At 33.0% G+C, this 12,891-nt stretch carries 11 protein-coding genes and 1 pseudogene; 3 read left to right on the top strand and 9 right to left on the bottom strand.

Features of this window, described 5'->3' with window-relative positions:
• Positions 1-76: 76 nt before the first annotated feature.
• From AAON49_RS05595 to pruA, 5 genes are all read right to left on the bottom strand, one after another.
• On the bottom strand, positions 77-2,269 hold the full coding sequence (locus AAON49_RS05595) for a DUF5916 domain-containing protein (protein WP_349553240.1): 2,193 nt from the start codon (positions 2,267-2,269) through the stop codon (positions 77-79).
• Positions 2,270-2,370: 101 nt separating this feature from the next.
• Positions 2,371-2,931: an OsmC family protein gene (locus AAON49_RS05590; RefSeq protein WP_349553239.1), complete on the bottom strand. Its 561-nt coding sequence runs from the start codon at positions 2,929-2,931 to the stop codon at positions 2,371-2,373.
• A gap of 3 nt (positions 2,932-2,934) precedes the next feature.
• Positions 2,935-3,675 carry a methyltransferase family protein gene (locus AAON49_RS05585; protein WP_349553237.1) on the bottom strand — a complete coding sequence of 247 codons (741 nt, stop codon included), beginning with the start codon at positions 3,673-3,675 and terminating at the stop codon, positions 2,935-2,937.
• Between the two features lie 93 nt (positions 3,676-3,768).
• On the bottom strand, positions 3,769-4,629 hold the full coding sequence (locus tag AAON49_RS05580) for a helix-turn-helix domain-containing protein (RefSeq protein ID WP_349553235.1): 861 nt from the start codon (positions 4,627-4,629) through the stop codon (positions 3,769-3,771).
• A gap of 75 nt (positions 4,630-4,704) precedes the next feature.
• Complete coding sequence (pruA, locus tag AAON49_RS05575) at positions 4,705-6,333, bottom strand: L-glutamate gamma-semialdehyde dehydrogenase (protein ID WP_349553233.1); 1,629 nt, start codon at positions 6,331-6,333, stop codon at positions 4,705-4,707.
• A gap of 163 nt (positions 6,334-6,496) precedes the next feature.
• On the opposite strand from pruA, the gene AAON49_RS05570 reads away from it, so the two are divergent.
• Complete coding sequence (locus AAON49_RS05570; RefSeq protein WP_349553231.1) at positions 6,497-7,207, top strand: NRDE family protein; 711 nt, start codon at positions 6,497-6,499, stop codon at positions 7,205-7,207.
• On the opposite strand, the gene AAON49_RS05565 is transcribed toward AAON49_RS05570, so the two are convergent.
• The 4 genes and pseudogenes from AAON49_RS05565 to AAON49_RS05555 all read right to left on the bottom strand — a co-directional run bounded on the left by AAON49_RS05565 (position 7,204) and on the right by AAON49_RS05555 (position 10,086).
• Positions 7,204-7,932, bottom strand: coding sequence for a hypothetical protein (locus AAON49_RS05565; protein ID WP_349553230.1), 729 nt, complete (start codon positions 7,930-7,932; stop codon positions 7,204-7,206). The genes AAON49_RS05570 and AAON49_RS05565 overlap by 4 nt on opposite strands.
• Before the next feature lie 96 nt (positions 7,933-8,028).
• A pseudogene (locus tag AAON49_RS14410) lies at positions 8,029-8,160 on the bottom strand (DUF3667 domain-containing protein); the annotation flags it as partial.
• Positions 8,161-8,327: 167 nt separating this feature from the next.
• Positions 8,328-8,714, bottom strand: coding sequence for a Co2+/Mg2+ efflux facilitator ApaG/CorD (apaG, locus tag AAON49_RS05560; RefSeq protein WP_349553229.1), 387 nt, complete (start codon positions 8,712-8,714; stop codon positions 8,328-8,330).
• Between the two features lie 139 nt (positions 8,715-8,853).
• A complete protein-coding gene (locus tag AAON49_RS05555) occupies positions 8,854-10,086 on the bottom strand; it encodes a type IX secretion system plug protein (protein ID WP_349553227.1) in 1,233 nt (410 codons plus the stop codon).
• A 213-nt stretch (positions 10,087-10,299) separates the two neighbouring features.
• On the opposite strand from AAON49_RS05555, the gene AAON49_RS05550 reads away from it, so the two are divergent.
• Entirely contained in the window at positions 10,300-11,649 is a 1,350-nt protein-coding gene (locus AAON49_RS05550) for a Na(+)-translocating NADH-quinone reductase subunit A (protein ID WP_349553226.1), read from the top strand.
• Between the two features lie 12 nt (positions 11,650-11,661).
• Positions 11,662-12,891: an NADH:ubiquinone reductase (Na(+)-transporting) subunit B gene (locus AAON49_RS05545; RefSeq protein ID WP_349553224.1), complete on the top strand. Its 1,230-nt coding sequence runs from the start codon at positions 11,662-11,664 to the stop codon at positions 12,889-12,891.

Below are 12,891 nucleotides of genomic sequence, written 5' to 3'. Positions count from 1 at the left end.
TAAATTTTGCGTTTTCGAAATTAAGTATTCTAGTGCCAGTCTTTCTTAAATAAATGTTAAAGGGATTTGCAATACATTACATATTCAACCAATAAGTAAACTTGAGGTTGATAGAACGAAATCTAGGACTAAAAATATCTGTGGCGTAATTGTCGTTATATACTAAAAATAAATCCGATAATGGCGCCACTCTCCATTGTAGCCTAGTATTAACGCTAAAGTTCTCTCTTTGGGTACTGTATTGTAAAAAGGTAGCCCAAAAAATATTTTTTGTAAAAGTAACATCCAGCCTTGGTCCGATTAACCAGATTGATGCATCAGGATATGGATCAGGTAGATTAATTTTATCATAATTTAACTGAATAGATCCAGAAAAATAAGGTTGAAGCCTTAATGTCATGTTTGCTTCAAGTGAATATTTGCTTCCGTTGAAGAAAGCTCCAAAAGAAGGGTTAATTCTATAGGAAACAGTTTTTCTTTGATCGGATCTAAAAGAGGCTTCAAAACTGGTATAATAATAGTTTTGATTTGCAGGTAGTTCAATACCTCCATCTGTGCCAGTTGGGTCAAAAGAACTATACAAACGCGTAAAACGATTAAACATTTCTAAGCTTAATTCTGAGTTGTCTTTAAAGCTTGCTCTCCATCTGCTTATAATTAAATAATCAGAATTTTCATAACTCAACTCGGGTCTCCATATATAAATAGGAGTAACCGAAAAACTATGTCGTTGGATAGCTCCTTTTTTTGGCCAAAACTTGAGTTCAAATTGTGGGTTTATTTTAAAGATATCTGTACGTCTCACAAATCCTAAATCAGAACGAAAATCATCAGCAACATAAACACCACTTAATCTGATGCCTAGCCTTCGATTATTGAATTCTGTTCTAAAACCTGCAGAGAAATCGTTGGATTTTACTCCTGGTGAAAAAGATTTGTGGAAAAAATATTTACCTCTCCAAGTATTGTCTTTTGATGCTAAGGCATAATCAATTCCTAATACTCTATTGTATTTATCTTCTTCAGCTAGAAAATCATAATCTTTTGTTGCTTGTTTGTTGATAAACAAAAGACTAATATTTGATCTGCTAAATACTTTTTGTTGTAAGGATATTACAGCATTATTTACTGTAGGAATTTCATTGGCTACGTCTTCACTGGTTTGCATGTTTAAAAAACCTAGGCGAAGATCATTGTTTAACTTTCCACTTAATCGTACTCCAGCAATAATTTTGTTTTCAATATTATTTCCGTTAATGTCTTTGGCAATTCCAATTCTTCTTGAAAAGAAAGGATTAGCGTCTCTATTGTCTCCAAAATCACCAAAAAGATCACTATTTTCTATAAAAAATTGTCTGCGTTCTGGTAAGCCAACTTCAAATCGTGTTAGGTTTGTAACCTGTTGATCAACTTCAACCTGAGAGAAATCTGGATTGATGGTGAGGTCTAAATTTAAACTATTAGCAATGGTCATTTTAGCATCCCCTCCAAATTTGAAATCGCTGATAGTTTCGCCAGTTTCGTAATTCTTTCCAGCTATGCCGTTGATATAAGGAATAACAGAAATAGGAGATTTTGATTTTCCCAAAGGTTTTTCAAAAACCATATCTCCCATATAAGCTAAGCTAAAGATGAACTGATTTTGAGGAATGTTAATCCATGTATTTCTTTCGTTGTCTTGAGTGTCGAAATGATAACTGTTAAAACGCCATTTGGTTTCTCCTTCTCTATATTTAAAAGCATATAATGGAATTTTCCATTCAAGGATATAATGATCATCGTGAATTTTAGATTCTCCAAACCATTTGGTATCCCATGCTCCATTGAAACCTCTTAAATCGTTTCCTCCTCCTGATAACAATATCTCACGACGCACTCCATAAGGATTAGAACCAAAGATAAATGCATTGGTGCCATCGTTAAAGGTGTCAAACATCAAAGTAATATTATCACTTCCTCCAGCTCTAAAGTCTCTACGTAAAGAAGGGACTACAAAATCCTTCCCTTTTGCATATACTTTGATTCCAACATAAAGGTTTTCATCATCAAAGAGAAACTGAATTTCGGCTTGGCGTTTGGCTTGGGCAGTGTCAGTTGGGAAATACTGAAAAAAATCAGTGGCTGGCCTAACAAGCGACCAAGCATCTTCATCTAAAACACCATCTATTTTAATTTCTTGTTCAATGTATTTTACATGAACTGTTTTTTTATTGACTTGAGAATATCCATAATACGATATGAATAGCAATAGAAAAATAACCTTTCTCATTAAAATTGGTTGGTTGGGAATTTGCTCAAAAATACAATAAATAAAAAAAGGAACTACATATAGCATAGTTCCCTTAACAATTTTGATGTAGGAGTTAAAATTTAGATTTCTTTAACAATTATCTTTTGAGATACTTCTGTAAGAACTTTAAGTTCTATAGGAAGTGCTCTTTTTAGAGTCTGATATACTACACAAGAATATTCTGATGCCTTGATTAAAGTAGAAATTAGATAAGGTTTTGTGTCTTCATGAGCATTGATGGAAATCTCAAGAGTCATTTTTTGAAACCCTACAGGTACTGTCTTGCTCATTTGTAATGTGCCTCTAACATCTACCATTGCTTTTGCAACTATTGAGGTGTTTAAAAGTTGAATGCCTAATCTATTAGCAATCATTCTCAATGTACTTTCAAAGCAAGAAGCTAATGCACCGCAGAGGATGTCTCCAGGATTTGCAATATCATGCAATCCGCCAATAGCTCTATGAATTCCAACATCAATTCGGTCTTGAGTTTCATCATTTAAAATCAATGATGTGTGCAAAGGGTCTTTAAAGTGCTTGCCTTCTACTTTTGCATAGTCTGTAATCATTGCCTTGTCTGGATGCTCTTTATAAGTATCTATCAAAGGCTGTTGTTTACTGTATACTATTGAATTTCTCATAGACTATTTTTTAAGGAACTTGGTTAATGGAATTAACATAGGGGTTTTCTTTTGATACTTTCTATAAGTGTCTCCAAACTCTTTGATAAGATCTCTCTCTTCGAAGAGCGTTCCTACGACAAAATAACTTGTGATAAGAATAGCAAAAACCAAATGAGTTACCGTCATATGAGGAGTAGCCCAAACTCCAATGATTCCTCCAAGATACAAGGGGTGCCTAACATATTTATAAAAGGAGTATACTTTGAAATTTAAATCGGTGTAAGGTTTATTAACAAGCTCAAGGTAGGTTTGTCGTAACCCAAATAAATCAAAATGGTTGATTAAGAAAGTACTAATAAACAGAATAATCCATCCAGTAAAGAACAATGCATATAATGTATAGTATCCGATAGTTTTAGGGGCTATGCTCCAAACAATTCCACCCATAGGTTCCCAAAACCAAACTAAAATAGCCAACAAAACACCTGCGGTTAAAACATAAGTGCTTCTCTCTATAGGTTTAGGCATGTATTGAGTAATAAATTTTTTAAAAGGTTTTCTGGCCATTATACTATGTGGTACGCCAAACAAACAAATTAAACCAAGGTTTTTTAGCAATGCCCATTCAAAAGACATTGTAGGAGTTCCATCAATGGATATTTCAGGAATTAGATTTGAAGCTGAAAGAATCCATAATAATAGTGAAGCAAATGCTATGGCATAAGCAACAACTGAGTAAGTAAACATTAATATTTTTTTCATGACTTATAAATTTGTGTCAAAAGTATTAATGACTCCCAAGCTAGAGTTTTCTTAAAAGCTCAAAAAGCTTCCTAAAAAGTTCAAAAGTGAATTTTAAGAAACTTGTGTCTTGAATTGACGAGGTGGAAGCTTATATTTTTCTTTAAATGCTGTATTGAAGTGAGAAGAATTTTTGAAACCACTCTCATAACAAATCTCATTGATGTTCAACTGAGAATTTTCTAAAAGTGTTTTGGCATACTCTAACCTCATATTATTAATCCATTTTCTAGGTGTTTCTTTAAAATATTCTTTGAAATCTCTTTTAAAAGATGATAGACTTCTTCCAGAAAGCTTAGCGTATTCTTCTATTGTTAGATCACTATGAAAATTTTTCATCATGATGTAATCCAAATTTGCTTTCTCTTTATTTTGAAGAGATTGAAAGAATGAGGCAATTGATTTGTTGGCAGGATTCAAAGCAATATTGTAAAAAAGTTCCTTGAATTTTAATTCTACCAGATCTTTAGGGATATTTCCTCCTTGTTTGAAATAATTAAAGACAGTCATAAATAACGACGTTAATGTATCATCTACATCTATTTCAAAAATTTGAGGATAAGAATTCTGAAGTTCAATTTTTGGAGTAGAAAACTCATTCATAAAACGGCGAATAAAATCATCGGTTACAAAAAAGAGCATCACGCAGTAATCAACTTCAAAGTATTGCTTTGTGTTATAAACTCCTTTTCTAATGTATACAGCTTCACCTTCATTAGTGCTGATTTTTTGATGTAAAGAAGTCCAGTCTTTTTTACCACTAATTACATATGAGATAAAATCAGATTCAGACCAAAGTTTGAATTGCTCAGAGTTGATAGGGCATTTATATTCTACAAACAGATAATCATCGCCAACAAGCTTGTTGAATGCAGGGTGATTTTTAAAGAATTGATAAACGTCTATCGTGTTCATAATAGTATGATTGTACTGTAAACTTAATCAAAATCTTTAGCAATAAAAAAGCCTCACATGAGTGAGGCTTTAAATTTATTCTCCTAAGAAAGGATATCTGTAATCAGTTGGCGAAACAAATGTTTCTTTGATTAATCTTGGTGACACCCATCTTAATAGATTTTGTGCAGAACCAGCTTTGTCATTTGTTCCAGAAGCTCTAGCGCCTCCAAAAGGTTGTTGTCCTACAACAGCTCCAGTCGGCTTGTCGTTAATATAGAAGTTTCCAGCACAGTTTTCTAATGCTTTGGTTGCTTCAGTAACAGCATATCTGTCTGTTGAGAAAACAGCTCCAGTTAAAGCATATTCAGATGTTCCGTCAACTAATTTTAATGTTTCAGACCAATCGGCATCATCATAAACATAAACTGTAACAACAGGGCCAAATAATTCTGTACACATTGTAGTGTATTTTGGGTCTTTGGTTAAGATGACTGTTGGTTCAACAAAATAACCTTTGGATTTATCATAATTTCCTCCAGCAAAAATTTCAGCATCAGCATCATTTTTAGCTCCATCTATAAAAGAAGCCAATTTATCAAAAGAACCTTCGTGAATTACAGCGGTAATAAAGTTGCCCATGTCTTCTGGAGATCCCATTTTAAAAGAAGTGATGTCTTCTTTTACATAATTTAAAGTTTCTTCAGCCAATGATTTTGGTAAGTATACTCTTGAAGCAGCAGAACATTTTTGTCCTTGGAATTCAAAAGCTCCACGGCTAATTCCTGTAGCAACTTGCTTAGGATTTGCTGATGGATGAGCAATAATAAAGTCTTTACCACCTGTTTCTCCTACAATTTTTGGATATGTTTTGTAGTTGTGAATATTTTCACCAATCTTTTTCCAAATTTCTTTGAAAACAAATGTAGAACCTGTAAAATGGATTCCAGCAAAGTCTGGACTAGCTAAAACAGTATCTGTAATCATTACTGGATCTCCGTAGACCATATTAATAACTCCGTCAGGTAACCCAGCCTCTTTAAAGATATCCATCAATACTTTTGCAGAGAAGATTTGATGATCAGAAGGTTTCCAAACTACAGTATTACCCATCATTGCAGCACTTGCAGGTAAATTTCCAGCAATTGCAGTAAAGTTAAAGGGAGTAATTGCGTATACAAAACCTTCTAAAGGTCTGTATTCTACTCGGTTCCAAATTCCTTCAGCAGAATCAGGTTGCTCATCATAGATTTGTGACATAAATTCTACGTTGAAACGTAAGAAATCTATATACTCACAAGCAGCATCAATCTCAGCTTGGTGAATGGTTTTTGATTGCGCGATCATAGTAGCAGCATTAATTTTTGCTCTATAAGGACCAGCAACCAATTCAGCAGCTCTTAAGAAAATAGCGGCTCTTTGTTCCCATGGCATTTGAGACCAAGCTTTTCTTGCTTCTAAAGCTTCAGCAATTGAAGTTTCTACATGCTTTTTTTCTCCAAGGTGATACTGCCCAACAACGTGTTGATGATCATGAGGAGGAGTCATATTTCTAGTGTTACCAGTTCTAACTTCTTCAGAACCAATATACATCGGAACATCTTCACTTCCGTTGAAATATTCTTTGTATTGTTTTAAAACAGCTTCTCTTTCTGGACTTCCAGGAGCGTAGGATTTTACCGTCTCATTGATTGCTGTAGGTACATGAAAAAAACCTTTTCCCATTTTGTATGTTTTTAATTTGTAATCGACTAATTTTGGTGTCGCGAAGTTACAATATTTCATACAATAATGAGTGATGTAACCAACAAAGACATAACGAATTAAAAGATTGAACAAGTTTTCCTTTTTTTAAAGAAAATCAAAAATCAAAAACGCAATTAATTGCATGTGTACAGTTACGTATTTACCACTTAAAAACGATGGGTTTATTCTAACATCTAACAGAGATGAAAGCCCTATGCGAAAAACAATAGCACCACAAAAGTATACAGAAAATGATGTGGAGTTAACTTATCCAAAAGACAAACTAGCTGGCGGTACATGGATAGGATTGAGTGATAAAAACAGATTGGTTTGCTTATTGAATGGAGGGTTTGAAAAACACCAAAGAAATTCATCCTATAGAATGAGTAGAGGAGTTGTTGTTAAAAATATTCTGAGCATTGATGATCCAGTTCGTTATATAGAAGAATTTGATTTTGATAATATTGAGCCTTTTACCATAATTCTAGTAGATTGGAATAGCAATCTAAACACCTATGAATTGGTATGGGATGGTACTCAGAAACATTTTCAAGAACTAGCTCAAAAACCCAAAATTTGGTCTTCTTCAACATTGTATGATTTTCAAACTAAGGAAGATCGAAATGAGTGGTTTGATGAATGGCTGCAGAATCATAAAGATTATAATCAAGCAGAAATATTAGATTTTCATTTAAGTACAGATAAAGGGGCTGAAGGAACAACATTGAAAATGAAAAGATCTTATGTAGAAACTGTAAGTGTTACATCGGTAAAAAAGGTTGAAGCAAATGTGACTTTACAATATCAAGACTTGTTAAATGATTCGATAACTCAATTATTGGAGCTTCCTTAAACAAAAATAAAGGAGATAAGCGCTACAAAGAATGCTCCTATCGAAGCTAGAAATAAATACACACAATTAATTAAAATAAATTTAAAAAAGGTTTTAAAATATCCTTGACTGTAAAACTTTTTCATTGCCAAGAAAAGGTAGATAAGGAAAAGAATATTAAATACCCAAATTGGAGCATTGTCTGTAAAGAAATTTAAAACTACAAATAGTATTAAAAGTAAGAAGAATACAGTTTGTGTATGAAAAACAAAAATCAAATGTTCTACATAGGTGAATTTTCTTCTAATGTAAAAGAGTTTTAAAAAAAGTGTAAAAATTGGTAGTAAAATAAACAAAGAAACAGATGCGTAAGAAAGCATTTGATTTAAAAACTTTTTACCACTTTCCTTATTTTTAAAGAAAGAAGTAGACATCCTAGCTCTGTCATACATAAACCGATTAAAGAACTTTTTTTCGTAACCTAAACTGTCCAAAGCATCATCTATACTTATGTCTGGATACTTTTGATTAAAAACCGCAAACTTGTCGAAACGTGTTCCTCCTCCAAAGGAGATTGCACCTCTGTTCCTATTTGCAGTGGTGTCTTTAGCTTGTTTTTTTATTTCATCTAATATCTTTTTCTTTTGAACCGAATCTAACGGAATAAATGAATTATCTAATTTTTCACTCATCGTATTTACAATTGAATCTGCATCTATTTCTTTAGTGTTGATGGCTTGACTCATGCTTGTAAGTGTATCTGTCTGTTTTTTACTTCCTTTGGTTAGTTCATTGAATCTGTTATAACTATCAATAGCGCCAAAAATTAAAAAGAAAAGAATGGAAGCTGTTAAATAGAATTGAAAAGGGTTTGAGTATCGAATTCTTCTTCCTTGTATAAAATCTTTAGATACTTTTCCTGGTTTTATAAGTAATGGAATTAGTGTATTCCAAAATTTAGCGTCCCAAGAAATAAATCCGTTAAAGACTTCTTTAACAAAACTAATAAATGTAATCTGACGACCTTTATTTTTCTGCCCGCATTCAGGACAATACTTCTCATGACCAAAAAAAGGATGTCCACAATTGAGGCATTCCGAATCTTTGACTACACTAAGTTTTCGTTGTTTATTTCGTTTTGTTAGTTTAATGATATGGGTGTTGAAAGTTGGAACGTAGGTATGGTTACATCAAAACTCTTTTGAGTTTCGGTATTTACCATTGTATAAAAACCACTCATTGCTCCAATATTAGATAATAAAAAACATCCAGATTTATACTTGTAAGTATCTTGAGGTTCTAAAATTGGTGTTTGTCCAACTACACCTTCACCTTCAACAGTTTCTATCGTATTTAGTGAATCGAAAATTTTCCAAAAACGATCTGTAAGTTGGACTGTTTCTAATGATTTGTTTTCAATAGTAATGTAATAACTAAAATTGTGGTACAAGCGATAGTTTCTGTACAAAGTCCCATCATACTTTGCTTTTACAGATATTTTTATCCCTTTTGTTATTTGTTGTACCATCTATAGCTAATGTAGGACTTTTGAATGAAAGTTCAAAGTATAAATGCAAAACCAACATAAGCGAAGTGAAGATGTTCTAGTATTTAACAAAATGCCAAACAACATGTATTAAATATTTTCGAACTTTAATCAACATTTTTTACCTTTCTCCTTCAAATAAAATATTACCCACTCCAATAACTCTATCAAAGAGACCTCCAAAAGGTTTGTAATAGACAATTACTGTGTAGTCATTTTCGGTTTTTGAAAAGTTTCCTAAAGTTTCTGCCTGTGATATAGATCCGTCATCAGACTTTGTCACAAAAGTATAGTTGTAAAACCCTTGCTTTAATAAAATGTTGGCAGTGTAAGTGTTTCTAGTTGAATCATAAGCCATTTGATTCGTCTCAGAAAGATTAAAATTGTTGAAAGCTCCATATACATAAACTTCCTTACCGGTAAATTCTTCCTCAACTTCTAATGAAAAATGCATCATAGCATAATCAGCTTCTGTTTTTGGATTAGAGCCTTCTAAAGTTCTTATAATAAATTGACCATTAATATCTGGATTGTAAGTGTAAGATTTCACTTCTTTCACCTTATAGGGATATAAATAATTGTGATAAAGGTCTTTGCGTTCAACTTTTGCTACATTAATGCTTGAATTTCTAATAATCTTATTGTCAAAAAAAAGATATTGATTTCCTCCCCAAAAATTGGTCTTTCTAGTATATCTATAAATTAATTGATTAGGCTTGTAAAATTGAGGTTGGATATTGGTAATTGCAGTTTTCCAATTCTGATTTTGCAAAATTGCAACATGTATTTCTTGATTTGGATTGTTGATCTTAATTCCTGAATGATTTACAATAAAATTAACTGTTTGTTGAGTGTTTAAATTTGCAGTATTTCTACTTCTGCTAACAGAAACTCCAACAATAGCTTTTGATTCGTATAAGGTGAATCTTCGAGTAAAAATTAGTTCATCATCACTGTTTAAGATAGATACAAGATAATTGCCACTTTTGGTTATTCGTGTATTTCTATTTGGAAATCTAACCGAGTAATGAGTGTAATTTTGAAAAGTATTAAAAGAATTCTCAACATCAAAAATAATATTAGACTGAAATCCGCTGAGATACTGGTTAGATATTAAGTTGCTTGGTGTCCAATCATGATTCATCAATTGAATCTTATAATAGTAATCTTTTTGATCACCTTGTAGATCGTCAAAATTTAATTCTAAAATTGTCCCCAAAGGAACGATAGTTGAAAAGTTATTCTCTTCAATGGGTTTAAGCTGTATAGATTTGATGTAATCAGGTGCTGTAGTTTGCCCAAATACAATGAAGCAATAAGTAAAAAAGAAGGTGAAGCAGAATAATCTTTTCATAAAATAAATTACAGTGTATTCAAAGAAACGCAAAAATGAAACCACAATTATCTTACAAACCTAAGCAATCTGAAATTAGATTAAAAACAATGCTATTTAGATTTATTATAAATAAGTTCCACTCATCAAGATAAAGCCCTATTTGTTCTGTCTTAACTACCAAAATACCTAAATTTGCATGATTTTTTTAGATAATTAAATTTCGTATTGACCATGTCAAAAGACATTCGTATCAAGAAAGGCTTAGATATTAAGCTGGTTGGCGAAGCAGAGCACATAACTACTGACATTTCTACAGGTGGAGTATATGCAATAAAGCCAGAAGACTTCCACGGAATTATCCCAAAACTTATCGCTAAAGAAGGAACAGAAGTAAAAGCCGGAGAGGCGCTTTTTTATTCAAAAAGCGACGAACGTATTTTATTTCCTAGTCCTGTTAGTGGAAAAGTTACTGAGATTATTCGTGGAGCAAAACGTAAAATATTAACGATCAAAATTCTTGCTGATGGAAAGCAAGAATATCAAGATTTTGAAACTAAGGATGCCGATAAAATGTCTGCAGAAGAAGTGAAAAATTACCTTTTTGCTTCAGGTTGTTGGCCATTTATCAAACAACGTCCTTATGATGTGATCGCAAATCCTAATCAAGAACCAAAAGCTATTTTTGTTTCTGCTTATGCTAGCGCTCCGCTCGCAGCAGATTACAACTATACATTGGCTGGTAAGGAAAAAGAATTGCAAGCTGCTTTAACAGCAATTTCAAAATTAACTCAAGGAAAAGTTCATGTTTCTGTTGGAAAGAACTCAGATTCAGTTTTCAACAACCTTAAGAATATAGAGCTTCATAAAGTTTCCGGACCACACCCTTCAGGAAATGTGAGTACACAAATTGCAAAAATTGATCCTTTAAACAAAGGAGAAGCAGTTTGGGTTGTGAATCCACAAGACCTTGTTGTTATTGGAGAATTGTTGTTAACAGGAAAGTTGCATATCGCAAGAACAATAGCGTTAACAGGTTCTAAATTTGAAAAGCCTTCCTATATAACAGCCTTAGCTGGAGCTTCAATTGGAAACTTAGTAGCAAAGAACATACAAACTGATAATACAAGAATTGTTAGTGGAAATGTTTTAACAGGAACTCAAGTTGAAGAAGACGGCTTCTTAGGATATTACGACAACCAAATTACTGCCATCCCAGAAGGTGATGATTATGAGTTTTTTGGTTGGAATAAGCCTATTTTCAACAAGATTTCAACTTCAAGAGCACTAACATTCTCTTGGTTGAATCCAAAGAAAAAATATGATTTGAACACAAATACTAATGGAGAACACAGAGCTTTCGTTGTTACAGGTTCTTATGAAGATGTTTTTCCATTAGATGTATACCCATTACAGTTTTTAAAAGCTTGTATGTATAAAGATCTCGATGAAATGGAAAACTTAGGAGGTTACGAAGTAGCACCAGAAGATTTTGCACTAACAGAGTTTATTTGTGTATCTAAACAACCTCACCAAAAAATTGTGAGAGAAGGTTTGGATTTAATGAAAGAAGAATTAGGCTAAAATTTTGAAAGAATGAGCTTAAAAACGAAACTACATAATTTAAAAGAGAAGTACAAAGGAACTAAGATGGCTCCTGCGTTCAACGCAATCCATACTTTTTTGTACTTGCCAAATGAAGTAACTCACGGAGGTACTCATATCAAAGCAGCAGACGATTTAAAGCGTACCATGAATATTGTTATCATGGCTTTAATTCCATGTTTATTTTTTGGAATGTTCAATGCTGGATTTCAACACAATGTTGCAGTAAATGGCAACTTTACTTCAGGAATGTCTTTCTTTAGTGGAGAGTTCTGGAATTTAGCAAACTTGTCTATTGGAGCATGGAAAATACTACCATTGGTAGTAGTTTCTTACGGTGTTGGTTTAGCTGTTGAATTTGTTTTTGCTGTAATTAAAGGACACGAAGTTGAAGAAGGATACTTAGTTACAGGAATGTTAGTTCCTTTAATTGTTCCTGTAGATATTCCATTATGGATGCTAGCTGTTGCTGTGATCTTTGGAGTAGTTATAGGAAAAGAAGTATTTGGAGGAACTGGGATGAATATTTTAAATCCAGCCCTAACTATCAGAGCATTCTTATTCTTTGCCTATCCAACTTGGATGAGTGGAGATAAAGTTTGGGTTGCTGAAGCTAGAGACAGAGCAGACCAAATTGCTAATGGAGCTACTGGAGTTGACGCAATTTCTGGAGAAACAGTCTTAGGAAGTTTGGCACAAAATCAAGATTTTGCGTACAATGTTTCTGATATGTTCTTCGGTTTTATACCAGGATCTGTTGGAGAAACATCCACTTTATTAATCCTCTTAGGAGCATTATTCTTAATCTTTACAAAAATTGGAAGCTGGAGAATCATGTTAAGTTCTGTTATCGGAGCATTGGTGATGGGATTAATTTTTAATGCAGTTGTAGACCAAGGATGGATTACGGAGAGTAGTAAATTCTACGCATTAATGAAGACTGAGTTCTGGCACCACTTACTAATTGGAGGATTTGCATTTGGAGCCGTATATATGGCAACAGACCCAGTAACAGCATCACAAACCAACAAAGGGAAATGGATTTACGGATTTTTAATAGGGTTTATCTCTATTATGATACGTGTATTTAATCCAGCATATCCAGAAGGAGTAATGTTAGCAATTCTATTAATGAATGTATTTGCTCCAACAATTGACCATTATGTGGTACAAGGAAATGTGAAGAGAAGATTAAAACGTTTAAAAGCTAAAAAAGCATAA

Source organism: Pseudotenacibaculum sp. MALMAid0570, assembly GCF_040151415.1.
Taxonomy (GTDB): Bacteria; Bacteroidota; Bacteroidia; order Flavobacteriales; family Flavobacteriaceae; genus Polaribacter.
Note: the sequence above shows the minus strand (reverse complement) of the source record. Positions and strands in the feature narration are given on the sequence as shown.

Coding starts and splice junctions, on each gene's coding strand:
- AAON49_RS05555 (WP_349553227.1), bottom strand. CDS start 10,086: ATGAAAAGATTATTCTGCTTCACCTTCTTTTTTACTTATTGCTTCATT.
- pruA (WP_349553233.1), bottom strand. CDS start 6,333: ATGGGAAAAGGTTTTTTTCATGTACCTACAGCAATCAATGAGACGGTA.
- AAON49_RS05580 (WP_349553235.1), bottom strand. CDS start 4,629: ATGAACACGATAGACGTTTATCAATTCTTTAAAAATCACCCTGCATTC.
- AAON49_RS05565 (WP_349553230.1), bottom strand. CDS start 7,932: ATGAGTCAAGCCATCAACACTAAAGAAATAGATGCAGATTCAATTGTA.
- AAON49_RS05585 (WP_349553237.1), bottom strand. CDS start 3,675: ATGAAAAAAATATTAATGTTTACTTACTCAGTTGTTGCTTATGCCATA.
- apaG (WP_349553229.1), bottom strand. CDS start 8,714: ATGGTACAACAAATAACAAAAGGGATAAAAATATCTGTAAAAGCAAAG.
- AAON49_RS05590 (WP_349553239.1), bottom strand. CDS start 2,931: ATGAGAAATTCAATAGTATACAGTAAACAACAGCCTTTGATAGATACT.
- AAON49_RS05595 (WP_349553240.1), bottom strand. CDS start 2,269: ATGAGAAAGGTTATTTTTCTATTGCTATTCATATCGTATTATGGATAT.
- AAON49_RS05550 (WP_349553226.1), top strand. CDS start 10,300: ATGTCAAAAGACATTCGTATCAAGAAAGGCTTAGATATTAAGCTGGTT.
- AAON49_RS05570 (WP_349553231.1), top strand. CDS start 6,497: ATGTGTACAGTTACGTATTTACCACTTAAAAACGATGGGTTTATTCTA.
- AAON49_RS05545 (WP_349553224.1), top strand. CDS start 11,662: ATGAGCTTAAAAACGAAACTACATAATTTAAAAGAGAAGTACAAAGGA.